This window comes from Streptomyces sp. NPDC004788, assembly GCF_053601115.1.
The window spans coordinates 14311-33029 of sequence record NZ_JBSGBF010000048.1 but is presented as its reverse complement, the minus strand read 5'-3'; the positions used below and the strand labels follow the sequence as shown (position 1 = coordinate 33029).

Here is an 18719-nt window from a genome sequence, read left to right as displayed (position 1 = left end):
TCATAAATCACCCAGCTCGGGGTGATAGGCACTGATATGTGCCGAGCAAAACCTCAAGCCGATTCCCGGTGCCACCGGGTGGCGAACCATCCCGGCCGATCAGGTCGTGGGTGCGTTCGTCACCCGGTACGCACCTCTGGCTGGCCGTCATCGCCATCACCAGCCTGGTCATCGCGCTTTCCCCGGACCGGCTCGAGCGCTATCTGCTGCACCGCAACAGCAGCAATCTCTTCGAGCTCTCCCACCATCCGTCGCGCGCGCTGCTCAGCAGCGCCTTCTGGATCGAGAACCCGGAGAGCCTGCTCCTCTACGCCGTCCTCTTCGAGGTCCTGCACGCGCCCGTCGAGCGCTGGCTCGGCACCGTGAAATGGCTGGTCGTCGTCGCCACCGCGCACGTCGCGGCCACCCTCATCAGCCAGGAGGTGGTCCTCCTCGCCATCCGGGACCAGCACGTGCCGCGCAGCATGGCGCACGTCGTCGACATCGGGGTGAGTTACGGGCTCGCGGCCTCGGCCGGCATCCTCACCTACCGGCTGCCGCGCCCCTGGCGCTGGTTCTACCTGGCCGGGGCGGTGGCCTTCTTCGCCGTGCCGCTGGTCACCAACCGCACGTACACGGACCTCGGGCACGCGATCTCGCTCGTCATCGGCCTGGCCTTCTGGCCGCTCGCGCGGTCCGCGGGGCCGGGACCGGGGCCAGGATCGGGGCCGGGGCCGGGATCGGGGCCAGGGGCAGGGCGCGGACCCCGGCCCGGACCCGGGCCGGGGCGAAAACCGCTGGTCGGCGGCGGAGGGCCCGGCGCACACTAGGGGTACGGAAACGGGGCGGCCGCTTCGAGCGCGCGGAGGCGAACCGCGCGGGCCGCCCCGCTTCTCGTACTCCCTGGTCCTATGCGCCGAGCAGACGCTCCAGGACGACGGCGATGCCGTCCTCCTCGTTCGAGCCGGTCACCTCGTCGGCGACCGCCTTCAGCTCCACGTGCGCGTTGGCCATCGCCACGCCCCGGGCCGCCCAGCCGAACATCGGGATGTCGTTGGGCATGTCGCCGAAGGCGATGGTCTCCGCGGCCTTCACGCCGAGCCGGCGCGCGGCGATCGAGAGGCCGGTGGCCTTGGTGAGGCCGAGCGGGACGATCTCCACGATGCCCGGGCCGGCCAGGACGACGTCGACGAGCCCGCCGACGGTCTCCCGGGCGATCAGGGTCAGCTCGTCGTCGGTCAGCGTCGGGTGCTGGATGTAGAGCTTGGTCAGCGGCGCCGCCCACAGCTCGGCCGGGTCCTCGTACGGGACGTACGGCAGCGGCCCTTCCTGGCTCCGGTAGCCGGGGCCGATCAGGACCTCGCCCTCCAGGCCGTCGCGGCTGGCGGCCAGGGCCAGCGGCCCGACCTCCGCCTCGATCTTGGAGAGGGCGAGGCCGGCGAGCTGCCGGTCGAGCGTGAGCGAGGTCAGCAGCCGGTGCTCACCGGCGTGGTAGACCTGCGCGCCCTGCCCGCACACCGCGATCCCCTCGTAGCCGAGGTCGTCGAGGATGTGCCGGGTCCAGGGCACCCCCCGCCCGGTCACGATGATGTGCGCCGCTCCGGCCTCGCTCGCCGCGACGAGCGCCGCGCGCGTCCGCTCGGAGACGGACTCGTCGGCCCGCAGCAGCGTGCCGTCGAGGTCCGTCGCGACCAGGCGGTAGGGGAACGTGCTCACCGGGAACGTGCTCACTTGGAGACCGGCTCCAGGACCTCGCGGCCGCCGAGGTAGGGGCGCAGCACCTCGGGCACCCGCACCGAGCCGTCGGCCAGCTGGTGGTTCTCCAGGATCGCCACGATGGTGCGCGGGACGGCGCACAGCGTGCCGTTCAGCGTGGCCAGCGGCTGCACGGTCTTCTTGCCGTCCTTCTCCTCGCGCATGCGCACGGAGAGGCGGCGGGCCTGGAAGCCGTCGCAGTTGGAGGCCGAGGTCAGCTCGCGGTACTTGCCCTGGGTCGGGATCCACGCCTCGCAGTCGAACTTGCGCGAGGCCGAGGCGCCGAGGTCGCCGGTGGCGACGTCGATGACCTGGAAGGGCAGCTCCAGGGAGTTGAGCCACTGCTTCTCCCACTCCAGGAGCCGCTTGTGCTCGGCCTCGGCGTCCTCCGGAGCGACGTACGAGAACATCTCGACCTTGTCGAACTGGTGGACGCGGAAGATGCCGCGGGTGTCCTTGCCGTACGTGCCGGCCTCGCGGCGGAAGCACGGCGAGAAGCCGGCGTAGCGCAGCGGCAGCTTGTCGGCCTCGATGATCTCGTCCATGTGGTACGCGGCGAGCGGCACCTCGGACGTGCCGACCAGGTAGAAGTCGTCCTTCTCCAGGTGGTACACGTTCTCGGCGGCCTGGCCGAGGAAGCCGGTGCCCTCCATGGCGCGCGGGCGGACCAGCGCCGGGGTGAGCATGGGGATGAAGCCGGCCTCGGTGGCCTGCGCGATCGCCGCGTTGACCAGGGCGAGCTCCAGGAGCGCGCCGACGCCGGTCAGGTAGTAGAAGCGCGAGCCGGAGACCTTGGCGCCGCGCTCGACGTCGATGGCGCCGAGGGCCTCGCCGAGCTCCAGGTGGTCCTTGGGCTCGAAGCCCTCGGCGGCGAAGTCGCGGATGGTGCCGTGCGTCTCCAGGACGACGAAGTCCTCCTCGCCGCCGACCGGCACGTCCTGGTGGACGATGTTGCCGAGCTGGAGCAGCAGCGCGCGGGCCGTCTCGTCGGCCTCGTTCTGCTCGGCCTCGGCGGCCTTGACGTCGGACTTGAGCTGCTCGGCCTTCTGCAGCAGCTCGGCGCGCTCCTCGGGGGAGGCCTTGGGGATCAGCTTGCCGAGCGACTTCTGCTCGGAGCGGAGTTCGTCGAAGCGGACGCCGGACGACCTGCGCCGCTCATCGGCGGAGAGCAGGGCGTCGACGAGGCCGACGTCCTCTCCACGGGCGCGCTGGGAGGCGCGAACACGGTCGGGGTCCTCACGGAGCAGGCGAAGGTCAATCACCCCACCAGGCTACCGGTGCGGCAGGTACGGCCCTACTCGATATGGGTTTGCGTGGCGCTTTGCCCGAATTGCTTCGCTTTCCAGCGAATTCCTCATTCGGAGTTCTGCACAGCGAGAGTGAGTTATCCACAGGGTGTGCGAAAGATCTGTGGACGAGCGCCGCCCGTCGATCTCCACGGCAATTTCCCACTCCTTCGAGTGAGAATACCTCGCTCCAAAGTGTGGGGCCCCGGACCTGGGATGACGGTGATTTGTCGACCTGTCCCAACCGTCATGTCGACTTGTCCCCAGCCTGCGGGGCGAGCCTGTGGATAACTCAGGCCCGGCCGTCCTGGGCCCGGGCCAGCCAGTCCGACGCCGCCGTGAACTCGGTGTCCGTCGTCCCGCGCCGCAGCGGTCGTACGTCCTCGGGCGCGACGCCCGCGCGCGGGTACGAGCCCAGGAAGCGCACCTGCGGGCAGATCCGCTTCAGGCCCATCAGCGCCTCGCCGACCCGCCGGTCCGAGATGTGGCCCTCGGCGTCGACGGCGAAGCAGTAGTTGCCGATGCCCGCGCCCGTCGGGCGCGACTGGATCAGCATCAGGTTGACCCCGCGGACCGCGAACTCCTGGAGGAGTTCGAGCAGGGCGCCCGGGTGGTCGTCGCCGAGCCACAGCACGACCGAGGTCTTGTCCGCCCCGGTGGGCGCCGCCGGCCGCGCCGGGCGGCCCACGAGCACGAACCGCGTCTCCGCGTTCTCGGCGTCGTGGATCTCGGTCACCAGCGGCTCGAGACCGTACGTCGCCGCCGCGAACTCACCCGCGAAGGCCGCGTCGAAGCGGCCCTCCTGCACGAGCCGGGCCCCGTCTGCGTTGGAGGCGGCCGACTCCCACACCGCCTCCGGCAGATGCGACCGCAGCCAGTTCCGCACCTGCGGCTGGGCGACCGGATGGCCGGTGACCGTCTTGATCTCCGACAGCTTCGTCCCCGGCCGTACGAGCAGGGCGAAGGCGATCGGCAGGACCACCTCGCGGTAGATCATCAGCGGCTCGCCCGAGGCCAGCTCGTCGAGCGTGGCGGTCACGCCGCCCTCGACCGAGTTCTCGATGGGCACGAGCGCCGCCGCCGCCTCACCGTTGCGCACGGCGTCGAGCGCGGCCGGGACCGAGACCATCGGGACGAGCTCCCGCGTCGCGGCCTCGGGCAGCGTACGCAGCGCGGCCTCCGTGAAAGTGCCTTCGGGACCGAGATACGTATACCGGGTGGCGGACATACGGTCACCCTAATGGAGCCGGTCCGCCGGGGCGGTGGCGTTCTGCGCCTTGAGAACCCGGCTACGCCGGGAGTGACCCGGCGTACGCCGCAACAGGGCCGGCTACGCCTCCAGAAGCCGCTGGCCCACGTACTCGCCCTCGGCCGGCCCGCCCGGCACCGCGAACAGACCGCTCGACTCGTGCCGCACGAACGGGGACAGCGCGTCGCCCCGGTCGAGCTTGCGCTGCACGGGCACGAAGCCGCGCAGCGGGTCGGCCTGCCAGCACACGAAGAGCAGACCGGCGTCCGGCGTGCCGTCGGGCGCGATCCCGTCGTGGAAGGAGAACGGCCGGCGCAGCATCGCCGCTCCGCCGTTCTGTTCGGGGGCGGAGATCCGGGCGTGGGCGTTGTCCGGGATGACGGCCTTGCCGTCCGGGCCGAGCTTGTTCAGGTCGAGCTTGGTCGTCTCGGTCCCGCCGCTCAGCGGTGCGCCGTCCGCCTTCCGCCGGCCGATGACCTTCTCCTGCTTGTCGAGCGGGAGCTTCTCCCAGTCGTCGAGCAGCATCCGGATCCGCCGCACGACCGCGTACGAGCCGCCCGCCATCCAGTCGGACGAGGAGGACCCGGGCACGAAGATCCGGCGGTCGAAGTCGGGCTCGGACGGCTTCGGGTTGTTCGTGCCGTCGACCTGGCCCATCAGGTTGCGGGCCGTCATCGGCCTGGCCGTGGCCCCGGCGGACCGGTTGAAGCCGTTCATCTGCCAGCGCACCCGGGCCGCGCCCGCCGCGTCCTTCTGGACCGCGCGCAGCGCGTGGAAGGCGACCAGGGCGTCGTCCGCGCCGATCTGCACCCACAGATCGCCCTCCGAACGCTTCGGGTCGAGCGCGTCGGACGAGAAGGCGGGCAGCGGATCCAGCTGCGCCGGGCGGCGCGCGGCGAGCCCGGTGCGATCGAAGAAGGTGCGGCCGAAGCCGAAGGTCACCGTCAGGGAGGACGGCCCCGCGTCGAGCGCGATCCCGGTGTCGTCGGTCGCGGTCCCGCCCGCCATCAGCGCCTTGGCCGTGGCCGACCAGCGGCGCAGCAGCGCGGCGGCCTCCTTGCGGCCGGCGCCGGGGGCGAGGTCGAAGGCGATCAGATGGCCGCGGGCCTGAAGCGGAGTGGTGATCCCCGCTTGATGTTTCCCGTGAAACATCACCTCGGTCGCGCCGACGGAGGCGAGCGCCTGCGGGCCCGCGGCGCCGTCGGCGGAGCCGTCTTCGGACACTGCCGCGGTGATCCCGGCACCGCCGGCCGCGCCGATCACGAGCCCGGCGGCGCCTGCCGCGCCCACGGTGCCGAGCACCCGCCGCCGGGAGATCTCAAGATTGTTGTCGCTCACGGGGTTCAGCCGATCTTCACGTTCTTCTCGATGGTGGTCTGGTCGATGTCGGAGGTGCGGACCGTGACCTGCATCGTCCATTCGCCCGGCATCGGCAGCTGGACGCCGGCCGCACTCCAGTGTCCGGTCTGGACCCGGTCGGGCAGCACCGGCAGCGGGCCGATGTTCTTCTCCTTGAGGGTGAAGGCGACCTTCACCTCGGGGACGTCCAGGCCCCGCCCGTTCGGCCGCAGCACGTAGATGTGCAGCGCGTTGGCGCCCGTACGGCCCGGGTCGAGGGTGAGCTGCACGGTGCCCTTGCCGTCGACGCCGCCCGTGTCGAAGGGCAGCCGGACGTCGATCGGGCGGTTGGGGACGGCGGTGGACCCGGCCGCGGCCCGGCCGCGGCCCGTCTCCTCCTCCGTGCGGGCGGGCTCGGTGGCGGTCAGCACGGTCGTGACGGCGAGCAGCACGACGGCGACGGCGGCCTCGGTGAGCACCGAGCGGCGCAGCCCGGCCCGCTCGGGGTCCGCGTCCCGCGCCTTCTTCCGCCGGGCGGTGGCGACGGCGGCCCGCTGCCGCGCGAGCTGCGCGGCCCGCTCCTCGTCGACCTCGACGGCCTCGGGGCTCTGCGCATCCGAGGGCTCCTCGGTCCCCTCGGCCTCCTCCGCCCGCTCGGAAGCGGCCCCCTCCGCTCGCTCGGAAGCAGGCGTCTCCGCGAGCCGCCGCACCCAGCGCCGTGACACCCAGCCGATGGCCACGAGCACGGCGACCAGGCCGATCTTGACCAGGAGGAGCTGTCCGTACCGGGTGTCGGTGAGCGCAGACCAGGTGCCGACCTGCCGCCAGGACTGGTAGATCCCGGTGGCGGCGAGGACGACGACCGAGCCGAACGCCACCTTCGAGTAGCGCTCGACGGCCGACCGCTCGACCGACGGCGCCCGGTACAGCGCGACGAGCAGCGCGGTCAGACCGCCCAGCCAGGCGGCCACGGCCAGCAGGTGCAGGATGTCGACGGGCATCGCGACGCCCGGCTGCAGCCCGGTGGAGGCGTGCTCGGCGAGCGCCCAGGTCCCGGCGATGCCGGCGGCGACGACGACGCCGCCGAGCGCGAGCCCGAAGGTGAGGTCCCGGCGCCCCTCCTCGTCGCGCTCGTCGCCCTCGTTCCCGTGGTCCTGCTCCGCCACGTTCCTGGCGTACGCGCCGAACAGCACGGCCACGAACAGCGCCGCCGCGCCGAGCAGCAGCAGCCGGGAGGAGAGCGCCGCCCCGGTCTTCGTCTCCAGGACGGCCCGCAGCCCGCCCAGGTCGAAGACGTCGGCGAGCTTCCCGGTCCGGGTGTACGGGTGACGGAGCAGCAGCAGCGCGAGCGTGGAGCCGGTCAGCGTGAGCCAGCCGCCCACCACGAGCTTCTGCACCGGTCGTACGGCCGCACCGCGCGGCCAGCAGGCGAGCACGAACGCGCCGCCGCCGACGAGGACGACGAAGGCGGCGTACGAGAGGTAGCGCGCGATCCCGTACAGCGCGCCGACGGCCCCGCCGCCCACCGGAGTGTCCGGCAGGGCGACGGAGGTCTTCGACGGGGCGCCGATGGAGAAGGTGAAGGCGCCGGAGACGGGGTGGCTGTCGGCGGAGACCGTCTGCCAAGCCACGGTGTAGGTGCCGTCGGGCAGCCCGGGCAGCAGCTCGACCCCGTAGCGGACGGTCGAACCGCTGCACCGGTCGCGGATCTCGCCCGTGTCGGCCCGCTTCCCCGCCGGGTCGAGGACCCGGATGGAGTCGCCGCTCATGGCGACCTGTTCGGAGAAGGTGAGGTCGACCTCCTTGGGGGCGGTGGCGACGACCGCCCCGTCCTGCGGGTCGCTGCCGGTCAGCGCCGCGTGCGCGGACGCGGGGCCGGCCGTGGCGAGCAGGGCGCCGAGGAGCGCGGCGGCGACGAGCAGCAGCCGGGCGACGACGGCCGGCGTCGGCCCGAGGCGCGGGGCGGTGGTTGTCACGGTTTCTGGCACTCCCTCAGAGCGGTCAGTGCTGCTTCGGGTTGTGGTTGGGCGCCTCGACGGGAAGCTCGACCTTGATGGGGGCGGACTTCTCGAAGTGGAGCTCGATGCCGACCTTCTCGCCCTGCTTGGGCTGCTTCTTAAGCTCCATGAACATGATGTGGCTGCCACCGCGTTCGAGCTTGAGCTCGCCGTTCGCCGGGATGTCGAAGGACTTCACCTCCTGCATCTTCTGGTTCTTGGACTCGTGGATCGTGATGTCGTCCGAGAGCGAGCTGGTGACGGAGGTGAGCTTGTCGGCCGTGTTCCCGTCGTTGGTGATGGTGAGGAAGCCGCCGGCCATGTCCATCACCGGCTGCGGCATGAACGCGCCGCTCACCTTCAGTTCGGGGCCGCTCTTGGCGTCCGAGGACGAGGACGAGCAACCGGTCAGCGCGAGCGCGGCGGCGAGCGCCACGGCCGAGACGGAGGCGGACAGGGTGGTGGTGCGGCGGGTCACGGGTTCTCCCCCTTGATGAGCTTCGGCAGGTCGGCGGCGTACTGGTCGGCGGTGGTGCTCTCGCCGTACAGGACGTAGCCCTGGTCGGTCGTCGGCGAGAACGCGATCACCTGCGCTCCGTGCATGGAGACGACCGTGCCGTCCTTCTCCTTCGTCGGCGGGTCGATGCCGATGCCGATCGAGCGCGCCCCGGCCTGGATGGCCGAGAAGTCGCCGGTCAGACCGGTGAACGACGGGTCGCCGGCGGCGGGCAGCCACTTGCCGAGCTCGGCGGCGGTGTCCCGCTCCGGGTCGGTGGTGACGAAGACGACCTGGAGCTTGTCCTGGTCGGCCTTGGGGAGCTGCTTGCGCGCGATGGCGATGTTGCTCATCGTCAGCGGGCACACGTCGGGGCAGTGGGTGTAGCCGAAGTAGATGAGCGTCGGCTTGCCCTTGGTGCGCTCGCGGAGGTCGTACTTCTGGCCCTTGGTGTCGGTGAGGACCAGGTCGGGCTTGGTGAACGGCCGGTCGAGGACGGTGGCGGCCTTGGTGTTGTCGGTGCCGCCGGAGACGTCGGCGACCGGCGCGTTGGCGGCGCCGGACGCCTTCTCGTCACCGCCGCCGTTGAGGCCGACAGCGGCGGTGATGCCGATCGCCGCGACGATCGCCACGGTGGCGGCGATCAGCGGCGCACGGCGGCCGGGGCGGTCGCCGTCGGTCTTGGTGTCAGACATGGCTGGTGTGTCTTTCGGGAGAGGGGATGTGCGCGGGGCCGTGTGTCAGGCCGAGCGACGGCGCCCGGCCAGGACGCCGAAGGCGACTCCGGCGACTCCGATGGCGATGCCGACGACGCCGAGCACCCGGGCCGCGTTGTCGGTCGAGGAGGCGGCGGCCTCCTTGTGCTCGCCGGCCTTGTCGCCGTGCTCGTCGCCCTTGTCGTCGGCGCCCTTGGCGGCACCGCCGTGGTGGTCGTCGTCGCCTTCGCCGGTCGCGGCGGACAGCTTCAGGACCGGCGCCGGGTTCTCGGGCTCGGCGGCGCCGTCCTTGGGCTCCTCGATCCAGCGCGCGACCTTGTTGTCGTCGTAGGTCTGCACGGCCTTCAGGACGATCCGGTCGGTGTCCTCGGGCAGCTGGCCGAGGGAGAGCGGGAACTGCTGGAACTGGCCGGGGCCGATCTTCGAGCCGTCCGCCGTCCAGGTCACCTTGGAGACGGCCTCGTTGATCTTGCTGCCCTCCATCTCCAGCGGCTTGGCGAGCTTCGCCTTGGCGACCTCGATCTTCCAGCCGGGGACCGGCTGCGGCATCACGGAGGCCAGCGGGTGGTCGGCCGGGAAGGAGAGCTCGACCTTGACCGTGGAGGCGGTGTCGCTCTCGTTCGGCACCTTCAGGTTGACGGTCGCGTAGCCGCCCTGCGTGGCCTGGCCCTGCGGCTGCACGCTCACGTGCGCGAAGGCGGTGCCGGAGAGCAGCAGGACGGAGGAGGCGGCGACACCGGCGGCGACGGCGGCACGGGAGACGAACGTACGGGGCGGGAACGCACGGGAAACGCTCATGGCAGAGACACTCCAGCTCATGGAAAGTGGGAACGGTCGGAAGACAGGCGTGCGCGGTCCGCGTGCGGACGCGGACGGCTGCGGACCCGCCCCCCGGAATTCCTCCGTTGCTGGAGCGGCCCGCCTCAGGCTGCGAGGACGCAGCGGGCGGCGGCCGGCGGGCCGCGCCTGATCACCGTGTGCTGAAGTGCCTCGGCCACCGGTGGCGGCGAGGAGTCGAAAGCGGTACGGGCGGGCCGGCGCGGCCCGGTGGCCGGGGCGCCCGGCAGGCCGGCGAGCAGGGCCCGTACGAGGAACAGCGCGGCGCGCAGCGAGCGTACGAGCGCGCACTCGGCGAACTCGGCGACGCCCTCCGTCGACAGCCGGACGAGCCGGCCGAGGGCCAGGTCGCCGCGGCGCAGCAGCCAGCCGGTGGCGAGCGCGGCGAGGAGGTGACCGAGCAGCATCGGGAGGCTGGGCACCAGTTCGGCGGGCGCGACGGGAACGACCGGGGAAGGCATCCCGCTCATGCCCGCCATGTGCGCGTGCGGCCCGGCCGCGGCCGGGGCGACCGGGGTGAGCCCGGCGTCGCTGACGATCCGGGCCGCGTCGGCGGGGCTCAGCGCGGACGCGCCGCGTCCGCAGACCAGCTTGGCGGCGAGGTTGACGAGCGCGTTGTCCGACTGCGGGCCCAGGGCCAGCGGTCGCTGCCCGAGGCCGAACAGGGCGTGCAGGCCGAGCTGTCCGACCGTGAGCGCGCCGACGACGAAGGACAGCGAACGCTCGCGTCCCGCGACGAGCACCGTGAAGCCGAAGACGCCGAGGAAGCCGGCGGCCAGCGACCACAGCGCGATCCCCGCGCAGGCGGCCAGCGCGTGGCCGAGCGCGGCCAGCACGACGCAGACCGCGGTGAACACCGCGGCCCTCAGCATGCGTGGCGCGAGCGCGGGGGCAGACATGGCGGGCCCATCATCGCACCAGGCCCACCCCGCCCATACGGCAGGTCCGGAAGGTCACCCTTGTGCGCCTTCGGACGGCATCCCGTCGGACTCCGACCGGCACGGAGCGGCGCGCATTACACCGGCGCACCGATTCCCGCATCCGCCGAACGGGCGCTGTTGCGGTGGGAGGGGGCTTATGGACCGCGCCGCACGGCAATACGTATCGGTATGTCGTGGCGCACAGGAGGCTGGAGCATGAGCATCTGGTGGTCCCTGCATCTGCGGCGCGAGGCCGCGAGCGTGCCACTCGCCCGCCGGCTGCTGCTCGGCACGATGGAGACGGCGGGCGTCGACCCGGACGTCTCCTACGACTTGTCGGTGGCCCTGACGGAGGCGTGCGCGAACGCCGTCGAGCACGGTGGCGCCTCCGGCGGCCGCTTCGGCCCGGCCTCGGCGGCGTATCGCGTCACCGCCTACCTGGACGGTGAGACCTGCCGCATCGAGGTGGCCGACTCCGGCCCCGGCTTCCCGGGGCCCGCACCCGTGCCGCCGGCCGACACGTACGCCGAACACGGCCGCGGGCTGCGGCTGATCGAGGAGCTCGCCGACCACGTGCACGTCGGCCGTACGGGTCGGGGCGGTGCGCTGGTCAGCTTCGACAAGCTCCTCAAGTGGCGCCCGGACGCGCCGCTCGCGCTGGCGTAGCCAGCGTCGCCGGCGTGGCGCTGCCGGGGCGGCCGGCGCCACAGACGGGAGGAGCCCCCACCGACGGTGTCGGCGGGGGCTCCTGACGCGAGGGGAGGTCAGCCCTGCAGGGCGGCCATCCACGCCTCGACCTCGTCGGAGCGGCGCGGCAGCCGGTCCGACAGGTTCCGGTTGCCCGAGTCCGTCACGAGGATGTCGTCCTCGATGCGGACGCCGATGCCCCGGTACTCCTCCGGCACGCTGATGTCGTCGGCCTGGAAGTAGAGACCCGGCTCGACGGTCAGGCACATGCCCGGCTCCAGGGTCGTGTCGACGTACGCCTCGGTGCGCGCGGCGGCGCAGTCGTGGACGTCCATGCCGAGCATGTGACCGGTGCCGTGCAGGGTCCAGCGGCGCTGCAGGCCGAGCTCCAGGACGCGGTCGACCGGGCCCTCGACGAGGCCCCACTCGACGAGCTTCTCGGCGAGCACGCGCTGGGCGGCGTCGTGGAAGTCGCGGTAGGCGGCGCCGGGCTTCACGGCGGCGATGCCGGCCTCCTGGGCCTCGTACACGGCGTCGTAGATCTTGCGCTGGACGTCCGTGAAGCGGCCGTTGACCGGCAGGGTGCGGGTGACGTCGGCGGTGTAGAGCTCGGTGGTCTCCACGCCGGCGTCGAGCAGCAGCAGGTCTCCGGAGCGGACCGGGCCGTCGTTGCGGACCCAGTGCAGGGTGCAGGCGTGCGGGCCGGCGGCGGCGATGGTGCCGTAGCCGACGTCGTTGCCCTCGACGCGGGCGCGCAGGAAGAAGGTGCCCTCGATGTAGCGCTCGCTGGTCGCCTGGGCCTTGTCGAGGACCTTGACGACGTCCTCGAAGCCGCGCGCGGTCGAGGCGCACGCCTTCTCCAGCTCGGCGATCTCGAAGGCGTCCTTCACGAGGCGGGCCTCGGAGAGGAAGATCCGCAGCTCCTCGTCGCGCTCGGCGGTGACCTTGTCGGCGAGGGCGGCCTCGATGCCGGCGTCGTGGCCGCGGACGGCGCGGACCGGGCCGGTCGCCGCGGTCAGGGCCGCGGGCAGCTCGCGGACGTCCTTCGCGGGCAGGCCGAGCAGCTGCTCCGCCTCGGCGAGGGAGTGGCGGCGGCCGACCCACAGCTCGCCCTGGCCGTCGAGCCAGAACTCGCCGTTCTCGCGGTTCGAGCGCGGCAGCAGGTAGATCGTGGCGGTGTGGCCCTCGGCGGTGGGCTCCAGGACGAGCACGCCGTCGTGCGTCTGGTCGCCGGTGAGGTACGCGTACTCGGTGGAGGCGCGGAAGGAGTACTCGGTGTCGTTGGACCGGGTCTTCAGGTTGCCGGCCGGGATCACCAGGCGCTCGCCCGGGAAGCGGGCGGAGAGCGCGGCGCGGCGGGCGGCGGTGTGCGCGGCCTGGGCGATCGGGGCGAGGTCGTGCAGCTCGGTGTCGGCCCAGCCGGACTTCATGTTGTCGGCGAGCTCGTCGGAGACGTCCTGGTACAGACCGTTCTTCCGCTGCTTGATCGCCTGCTCTTCGGAACCTTCCGGGGTCTCCGGGGTCTCCGTCGTGAGCTCATCGGCCACGGTTCTGCCTCCTTTGGTACGACACTGAACCATCACCATCGTACGTTCGTGCGGAGGCGTCCCAGAGGCGGAAGGTCCGCTTCCGGTAAGTCGCCGGGTGGCACTTCTCACTCGAAGCGTGCCGCCAGCAGCACCACGTCCTCGCCGTCGCCCGCCGCCGTGTCCGGGCCGTCCGGGCCGTCCGGGAGCAGGGTCCGCAGGACGTGGTCGGCGACGGCGCCCGGGTCGGCCCGGTCCGCCCGCGGCACGCTCGCGGCGGCCGCGTGCAGCCGTGCGAAGGCCCGGTCCATGGGGTCGCCGGTGCGCCGCAGCAGCCCGTCGGTGTACAGCAGCACCGTTTCTCCGGGTGCGGGCGACAGCTCCACGCTGGGCGCCTCCCAGCAGGCCAGCATGCCGAGCGGCGCCGACAGCGAGGTCTCCACGTACTCGGTGCGGTGCTCGCCGACGACCAGCGGCGGGGCGTGCCCGGCGCCGGCCAGGACGATCCGGCGGACGGCCGGCTCGCAGTAGGCGAAGAGCGCGGTGGCCGACCGGGCGGGCTCGGTGAGGCGGAGCAGCAGTTCCAGGTCGGACAGGACGGCGACCGGGTCCTCGCCCTCCATCACGGCGTACGCGCGGAGCGAGGCGCGCAGCCTGCCCATGGCGGCCAGGGCGCTCGGCCCGCTGCCGGTGACGGACCCGACGGCGAGCCCGAGGGCGCCCTCGGGCAGCGGCAGCGCGTCGTACCAGTCGCCGCCGCCCCGCGGGCCGGTGCGGTGCCGGGCGGCGAGCTGCACGCCGGGGACCCGGGGGAGCCGGCTGGGCAGCAGTTCCTCGGCGACGGTGGCGACCCGCACGCGGGCGCGCTCGACCTCCAGGAGGCGGGCCAGGTGCTCGGTGGCGAAGCGCCCGTAGAGCCCGACGAGGTGGCGCTGGCGTTCGGCGGGCTCGGCGGGCTCGTCGTACAGCCAGACGACCGCGCCGAGCTTCCCGGCCTCCGCCGTGGCGAGCGGCAGGGCGTAGCTGGCGGCGTAGCCGAGGCGGGCGGCGACCTCGCGGAGCCGCGGGTCGAGGTCCTCCTCGGATCGCAGGTCCGGGACGGCGACGGGGCGGGGCAGCGAGCCCTCGGTCAGCGGGTCGAGGCCGTCGAGGATGCGGCCGTACGAGGTGACGCTGCGCGGCACGGTCTCGATGGCGCCGAGCTCGGCGTGGGCGAGGCCGAGGCCGACGGTGCTGGTGGGGCCGAGGCCGTCGGCCGGTTCGAGCACGGCCATCCCGCGGCGCGCCCCGACCAGGGCGGCGCCGGCGCGCAGCAGCTCGTGCAGCGCCTCGTCGAGCGTGGCGGTCCTGATCAGGGACTCGGTGAGTTCCTGGAGGAGGGTGAGGTCCGAGACCCAGCCGGCCAGGCGGTCCTGCAGCGGCGTCCCGGGGGGCATGGCGGAGACCGGGGCGGAGAGCGGCGCGCCGAGGGGTGCCGCAGTGTGCGGGGGAGAGGGAACGGTGGAATCGATTCCGGCCACTTTCGGCGCGCGGGGTGTAGTCATGGCAGACGGCTTTCCGACCTGCGCATTTCCTGCAATAGCATCGCAAACCCCCAAGTCATTCTGCGCCGCTATCCATCGATCCACATCTACACGCACATGTAGATCGATGTCCAGCATTGTCACCATGGGACTTCTGGTGTCCGTGGGGCGGTGCGAGAGGGTTGAAGACTAGGGGAAGTTGGCCGAAAATTACCCCCGGTGTGCACCATTTGCGGTCGACTGGCGTCGTTTGAAAGCGCGTCATTCTGAGCGTGACGGGTACGTAATCGGTGACGGGCAGGGGCAGTTGACGACGCCTCTGAATACGGACGCGGAACCCGGGCGTCCTCATCACCGCAGGCCGCACCCCTATCCCCGAGTGGCGGGGAACGTGTTCCGGCAGGACTGCCCACGGAGCTCGGGCGCAGCTCGTACGCACAGTGAAAAGACGTGCACACGGTGTGATGTGTGCGCGTGTGTGATGTGGATTCTGGCGTTCAACGGAAAGGACGAGCGCTCATGCGCGAGATCCCCGGAAGGCGACGCAGGCTCCGGTTCCGGCGCGGCAGGCGCGGTGCGGGCATGGAGGGCGTGGCGAAGACCGTCCCTGGTCAGCTCGACGCGGCGCTGCTGTACGCCACCGCCTGGGGCTGGCCGGTGCTGCCGGGCGTGGGGCTGCGGTCGGGCGGAGCGCGTACGACGGGGCAGGGCGCCGGACGGGGAGCCGGACCGGGAGCCGCTTCCCGCGCGGATGCCCGCACGGATGCCCGCACGGATGCCCGTACGGACGGGGGTGCCGCCGCCGTCGCGAGCTGTGCGTGTCCCGACCCCGAGTGCGTCGTACCCGGCGCCCACCCCTTCGACCCCGGCCTCCTCGCGGCCACGACCGACGCCCGCATGATCCGCTGGTGGTTCGGCGGCCGTCCCGACGCCCCGGTCCTGCTCGCCACCGGCGGCCGCGCCCCGTGCGCGGTGAGCCTGCCGGCCGCCGCGGGCGCCCGCGCCCTCGCCGCGCTCGACGCGCAGGGCATGCGGCTCGGCCCGGTCGTGGCCACGCCCGACCGGATGGCCCTCCTCGTCGCCCCGTACGGCCTCGAACGGCTCGGCGAGCTCCTCTACGCGAAGGACAGCGTGCCCGGCTCGCTGCGCTTCCACGGCGACGGCGGCTATCTGCCGCTGCCGCCCTCGGCCACCGGGACCGGCCACGTCCGCTGGGAGCGGGCGCCGCTCGAAGGCTCCGCGCGGCCGTGGCTGCCGGACGTCGAGGCGGTCGTGGACGCGCTCGTCGAGGCGGGCACGAGCACACCGGGCGGCGGCAGCAGGCTCGCGCACTGACCGGTGCGCCGACCCGCGTACGGGCTCGGGCACGGACTCGTGCACTCGCCCGGGCACGGACCAGTGCACTCACCCGGGCACTGACCCGCGTACCGACTCGTGCGCGGAGCCTTCACCCGTACGGGTGTGGAGGGCCGGGGCATCCAGGGGAATCGGGCGCGCGGCCGGCCGGGAGCCCGCCGGCCGCGGATATCTTCGCCGGAGGATCTTCGGGGGTCTTTCGACAGGAGGGCGCGTCCGCGTGAGACCTGCGCAGCTGCGGGTACTGGCCCTCGGGGTCGTCGTGTCGGTCGCCGTCCTGGTGCCGATCGCGGCGACGGCCGGCCCGTCGGGGACGTCGGCGGACGAGTCGGTGGCGACGGACGGCGGGTCGGCGGCGGACGGCGAGCCGGCGACGGACGGCGAGTCGGCGGCGAAGAACCACGACCGGGTGCACGCCGGGCCGAAGGGCGGCCTGCTCGCTGACCTCGGCCTGGCCCCGGCCCGTACCGCGGTCTCCTCCCCCGCCACCCGCTGCGGCCCGGAACTCGCCTCCCCGGACGGCGTGGAGGCCCAGACGTGCGTGGTGTCCGAGGGCGCCGACACCTGGGCGCGTACGTACTACCGCAACGCGACGGGCCAGCCGCTCGACGCCGTGCTCACCCTGATGGCGCCCGCCGGGCGGACCGTACAGGTGCGGTGCGCGGTCGAGGCGCGGGACGAACCGGGGACGTGCGAGACGCCGAGGGAGCGCCGGACGGGACGCGCCTCCGCGGATCACGCGGACTATTCGGCGGTGGCGGAATTCGCGGGGTCCGGGGAGGGCGACAACACGCCGCTGCTGCTGCGCTCGGGGAGCAACGCGGCGGAGCCGGAGGGTAGTTGAGCCTCGTACGGATCCGGGACCGGATCCAGGGCATGGAAAGGCCCGATCGCTGGCGACGGGGGATGCACCAGCGACCGGGCTTCCAGAACGGTAACAAGAGATTGGCCGTTCGCAAATTCGATCTCGGTTATTCGGACAGGGATTTGGCCCTTCCGGCGAGATCTTGTGGCCGACGTCACCGACTGGTCGGTCTGTCAGTCACGGATACCACCTGGGGTATCAGCTGAGCGTCACCTGGCGGTTGGTGAGGCCGCCGCGTGCGCGACGCTCCTCGACGGTGAGGGGAGCGTCGCTCGCGAGCGCCGCGGCGAGCCGCTCGGCGAACTCGGCGGCCGGCTTCTCGCAGTCCTCCGCCGTCATCGTGCTCGGCAGGTCCCACACCGGAACCATCAGGCCGTGGGCCCGGAAGGAGCCCACGAGCCGGGTGTCCGGGCCCAGCGAGGTGGTACCGGCGGCCTGCAGCCGGGCGAGTGCGTCGAGCAGCTTCTCCTCCGGGTGCGGCATGACCCAGCGCAGGTGGTTCTTCTCCGGGACCTCGCACCAGTAGGCGGCGTCGACGCTCGCCAGCTTCACGGTGGGGATGGCGGCGGCGTTGGCGCGCTCCAGGGAGGCGGCGACCTCCGGGTTGGAATTGTCCGCCGTCTCCGGAATCCAGAATTCGAATCCCGAGTGCACCTCCGGCGCAAAATCGCTGTTCGGGTCGAGCAGCTCCTGCAGCCGCGGACCCTCCGCCTCGACGCGCCGCGCGGCGACCGGCGTGCCCGGCTCGGCCACCAGGGCGCGCTGCAGGGTGTCGGCGAGGTCGCGGGCCAGGTCACCGGTGGACGACTCGTTCTGCAGCGCGATCAGCACCGAGCCGTCGTCGCGGCGCAGCGCCGGCCACGCCATCGGCAGCACGGTCGCCAGGGTCACGGACGGCACGCCCTCCGGCAGCCCGTCCTTCAGCGTGAGCGGCACGGTCGCGGCCGGCACCAGCTCGCGCAGCGCGACCCAGTCGCACTCGCCCGGCAGCCCCTCGAACGGGCGCTGCACCAGCTCGGTCACGGCGTGCGCGGCGGCCCGCCCGTGACACGCCTTGTAACGGCGACCCGAACCACAGGGGCACGGCTCGCGCGCACCGACGACCGGGATCTCCCCGCTCGTGACCTGTGCCTGCCCGGCCTTGCCGGGCTTCGTCTGGGGGCGCTTCTTGGCCATGGTGGGTCTTTCTCCCGATCGCGGCGATCCAGTAATGGCCGCGAGCCTAGCCGCCCGGGGTCCGCAACGGGGCCCAGGCACCACCGCGCGGGGCGAGCACGGGGGGGCGGCGGGGGGAAGCGCGGCGGGGCGGGGCGTACGGCGCGGGGCCTCCCGTACGGGACGGGGCCCGGCGTACGGCGGGGGGCCCGGCGTACGGGGCGGGGCCGAGCACCGTCGGCGCCCGGCCCGTCCCTGTGTCCCTGCGTCCTTCCCCGTGTCCGGTGTCCCGTGTCCCGGGTCCCGTGTCCCGTGTCCCAGCGACTGCGGCGCCGAACGCGCCGCCCCGCCCGTCGTCAGTCCAGGTCGTCGTACGCGTCCAGGAAGCCCAGACCCGGGCCGCCGCCGACCCGTGTCGCGAAGTCCTCGCGGCGATGGCCCTCACCCGCGGTGACGAGGGCCCAGACGGTGACCTCGCCCGTCGCGCTGTCGCGGACGCCCCAGTCCTGGGCGAGCGCGCTGATGATGTTCAGCCCGCGGCCGCCGCGCGCGGTCACCGACGGGGTGGCCGGAACCGGGCGGGTCGGGCCGCCGCCGTCCGTCACCTCGACCATGAGGCCGCCGCGTCTGTCGACGCTCCAGGCGGCCCGTACGTCACCGTCGCCCACGTCCGCGCCGGGGCCCAGCGGTCTGCCGTGCCGACAGGCATTGCTCAGCAGTTCGGAAAGGATCAGCACCGCGTCGTCGACGACCGATTCGGACATCCCGCTGCGGCTCAGCTGCTCCCGCATCCGGTGTCGCGCCTCACCCACGCCCGCAGGGCCATGAGGTACGGCCATGCTCGACGACGTGGGCACCTCCTGTGCCACCACCAACGCCACCCCCGAGACCTCCTTCGCCCCACGCCACGAGGTGAATGCCCCAATGGCCTGGACCGGAAACCGGCCAGTACCCCTCCGGTGACGCACTCGTGACGATCGCGTACGTTCCGAACGCGCCGGTGCACACCCCGCACCCGTGTGACAGCCGGGGCA

17 protein-coding genes are annotated in these 18719 nt (G+C 72.8%); 4 read left to right on the top strand and 13 right to left on the bottom strand.

Annotated features, from left to right (window positions below):
- Positions 1-110: 110 nt before the first annotated feature.
- A complete protein-coding gene (locus ACWEJX_RS21530) occupies positions 111-809 on the top strand; it encodes a rhomboid-like protein (protein ID WP_451609022.1) in 699 nt (232 codons plus the stop codon).
- A 79-nt stretch (positions 810-888) separates the two neighbouring features.
- Here the strand turns inward: ACWEJX_RS21530 and ACWEJX_RS21525 are convergent, their stop codons facing one another.
- The 9 genes from ACWEJX_RS21525 to ACWEJX_RS21485 all read right to left on the bottom strand — a co-directional run bounded on the left by ACWEJX_RS21525 (position 889) and on the right by ACWEJX_RS21485 (position 10552).
- Positions 889-1695, bottom strand: coding sequence for an HAD family hydrolase (locus ACWEJX_RS21525; protein ID WP_451609044.1), 807 nt, complete (start codon positions 1693-1695; stop codon positions 889-891).
- An 11-nt stretch (positions 1696-1706) separates the two neighbouring features.
- On the bottom strand, positions 1707-2996 hold the full coding sequence (gene serS, locus ACWEJX_RS21520) for a serine--tRNA ligase (protein ID WP_403794515.1): 1290 nt from the start codon (positions 2994-2996) through the stop codon (positions 1707-1709).
- Positions 2997-3312: 316 nt separating this feature from the next.
- Entirely contained in the window at positions 3313-4248 is a 936-nt protein-coding gene (pheA, locus tag ACWEJX_RS21515; protein WP_403794518.1) for a prephenate dehydratase, read from the bottom strand.
- 102 nt (positions 4249-4350) lie between these two features.
- Positions 4351-5607 (bottom strand): iron uptake transporter deferrochelatase/peroxidase subunit, encoded by a 1257-nt coding sequence (gene efeB / locus ACWEJX_RS21510; RefSeq protein ID WP_451609021.1) that lies wholly within the window; start codon positions 5605-5607, stop codon positions 4351-4353.
- A 5-nt stretch (positions 5608-5612) separates the two neighbouring features.
- Positions 5613-7583 (bottom strand): copper resistance CopC/CopD family protein, encoded by a 1971-nt coding sequence (locus ACWEJX_RS21505; RefSeq protein WP_451609020.1) that lies wholly within the window; start codon positions 7581-7583, stop codon positions 5613-5615.
- A gap of 25 nt (positions 7584-7608) precedes the next feature.
- Positions 7609-8082: a copper chaperone PCu(A)C gene (locus ACWEJX_RS21500; protein WP_451609019.1), complete on the bottom strand. Its 474-nt coding sequence runs from the start codon at positions 8080-8082 to the stop codon at positions 7609-7611.
- A complete protein-coding gene (locus ACWEJX_RS21495; RefSeq protein ID WP_451609018.1) occupies positions 8079-8795 on the bottom strand; it encodes an SCO family protein in 717 nt (238 codons plus the stop codon). Before ACWEJX_RS21495 ends, ACWEJX_RS21500 begins: the two co-directional genes overlap by 4 nt.
- A gap of 45 nt (positions 8796-8840) precedes the next feature.
- On the bottom strand, positions 8841-9614 hold the full coding sequence (locus tag ACWEJX_RS21490; protein WP_451609017.1) for a DUF1775 domain-containing protein: 774 nt from the start codon (positions 9612-9614) through the stop codon (positions 8841-8843).
- 125 nt (positions 9615-9739) lie between these two features.
- Entirely contained in the window at positions 9740-10552 is an 813-nt protein-coding gene (locus ACWEJX_RS21485; protein WP_451609016.1) for a hypothetical protein, read from the bottom strand.
- Between the two features lie 237 nt (positions 10553-10789).
- Between ACWEJX_RS21485 and ACWEJX_RS21480 the strand changes: the two genes are divergently transcribed.
- A complete protein-coding gene (locus tag ACWEJX_RS21480) occupies positions 10790-11239 on the top strand; it encodes an ATP-binding protein (RefSeq protein ID WP_451609015.1) in 450 nt (149 codons plus the stop codon).
- A 98-nt stretch (positions 11240-11337) separates the two neighbouring features.
- Here the strand turns inward: ACWEJX_RS21480 and ACWEJX_RS21475 are convergent, their stop codons facing one another.
- The gene (locus ACWEJX_RS21475) at positions 11338-12807 is read right to left on the bottom strand and encodes an aminopeptidase P family protein (RefSeq protein WP_451609014.1); all 1470 of its coding nucleotides are present in this window, start codon (positions 12805-12807) and stop codon (positions 11338-11340) included.
- Positions 12808-12914: 107 nt separating this feature from the next.
- Entirely contained in the window at positions 12915-14447 is a 1533-nt protein-coding gene (locus ACWEJX_RS21470) for a PP2C family protein-serine/threonine phosphatase (RefSeq protein ID WP_451609013.1), read from the bottom strand.
- A gap of 381 nt (positions 14448-14828) precedes the next feature.
- Between ACWEJX_RS21470 and ACWEJX_RS21465 the strand changes: the two genes are divergently transcribed.
- Together ACWEJX_RS21465 and ACWEJX_RS21460 are read left to right on the top strand one after the other, a co-directional pair.
- A complete protein-coding gene (locus ACWEJX_RS21465) occupies positions 14829-15644 on the top strand; it encodes a bifunctional DNA primase/polymerase (protein WP_451609012.1) in 816 nt (271 codons plus the stop codon).
- Between the two features lie 241 nt (positions 15645-15885).
- Positions 15886-16509 carry a hypothetical protein gene (locus tag ACWEJX_RS21460; protein WP_451609011.1) on the top strand — a complete coding sequence of 208 codons (624 nt, stop codon included), beginning with the start codon at positions 15886-15888 and terminating at the stop codon, positions 16507-16509.
- Between the two features lie 219 nt (positions 16510-16728).
- On the opposite strand, the gene ACWEJX_RS21455 is transcribed toward ACWEJX_RS21460, so the two are convergent.
- On the bottom strand, positions 16729-17706 hold the full coding sequence (locus ACWEJX_RS21455) for a DUF5926 family protein (protein WP_451609010.1): 978 nt from the start codon (positions 17704-17706) through the stop codon (positions 16729-16731).
- Between the two features lie 335 nt (positions 17707-18041).
- Complete coding sequence (locus ACWEJX_RS21450) at positions 18042-18653, bottom strand: ATP-binding protein (RefSeq protein WP_451609009.1); 612 nt, start codon at positions 18651-18653, stop codon at positions 18042-18044.
- Positions 18654-18719: the final 66 nt, after the last annotated feature.

Excerpts from the sequence above, each read along its gene's own strand:
- ACWEJX_RS21470 (WP_451609013.1), bottom strand. The coding sequence starts at position 14,447 with ATGCTGGACATCGATCTACATGTGCGTGTAGATGTGGATCGATGGATA.
- ACWEJX_RS21465 (WP_451609012.1), top strand. The coding sequence starts at position 14,829 with ATGCGCGAGATCCCCGGAAGGCGACGCAGGCTCCGGTTCCGGCGCGGC.
- ACWEJX_RS21480 (WP_451609015.1), top strand. The coding sequence starts at position 10,790 with ATGAGCATCTGGTGGTCCCTGCATCTGCGGCGCGAGGCCGCGAGCGTG.
- ACWEJX_RS21485 (WP_451609016.1), bottom strand. The coding sequence starts at position 10,552 with ATGTCTGCCCCCGCGCTCGCGCCACGCATGCTGAGGGCCGCGGTGTTC.
- ACWEJX_RS21455 (WP_451609010.1), bottom strand. The coding sequence starts at position 17,706 with ATGGCCAAGAAGCGCCCCCAGACGAAGCCCGGCAAGGCCGGGCAGGCA.
- pheA (WP_403794518.1), bottom strand. The coding sequence starts at position 4,248 with ATGTCCGCCACCCGGTATACGTATCTCGGTCCCGAAGGCACTTTCACG.
- ACWEJX_RS21490 (WP_451609017.1), bottom strand. The coding sequence starts at position 9,614 with ATGAGCGTTTCCCGTGCGTTCCCGCCCCGTACGTTCGTCTCCCGTGCC.
- ACWEJX_RS21495 (WP_451609018.1), bottom strand. The coding sequence starts at position 8,795 with ATGTCTGACACCAAGACCGACGGCGACCGCCCCGGCCGCCGTGCGCCG.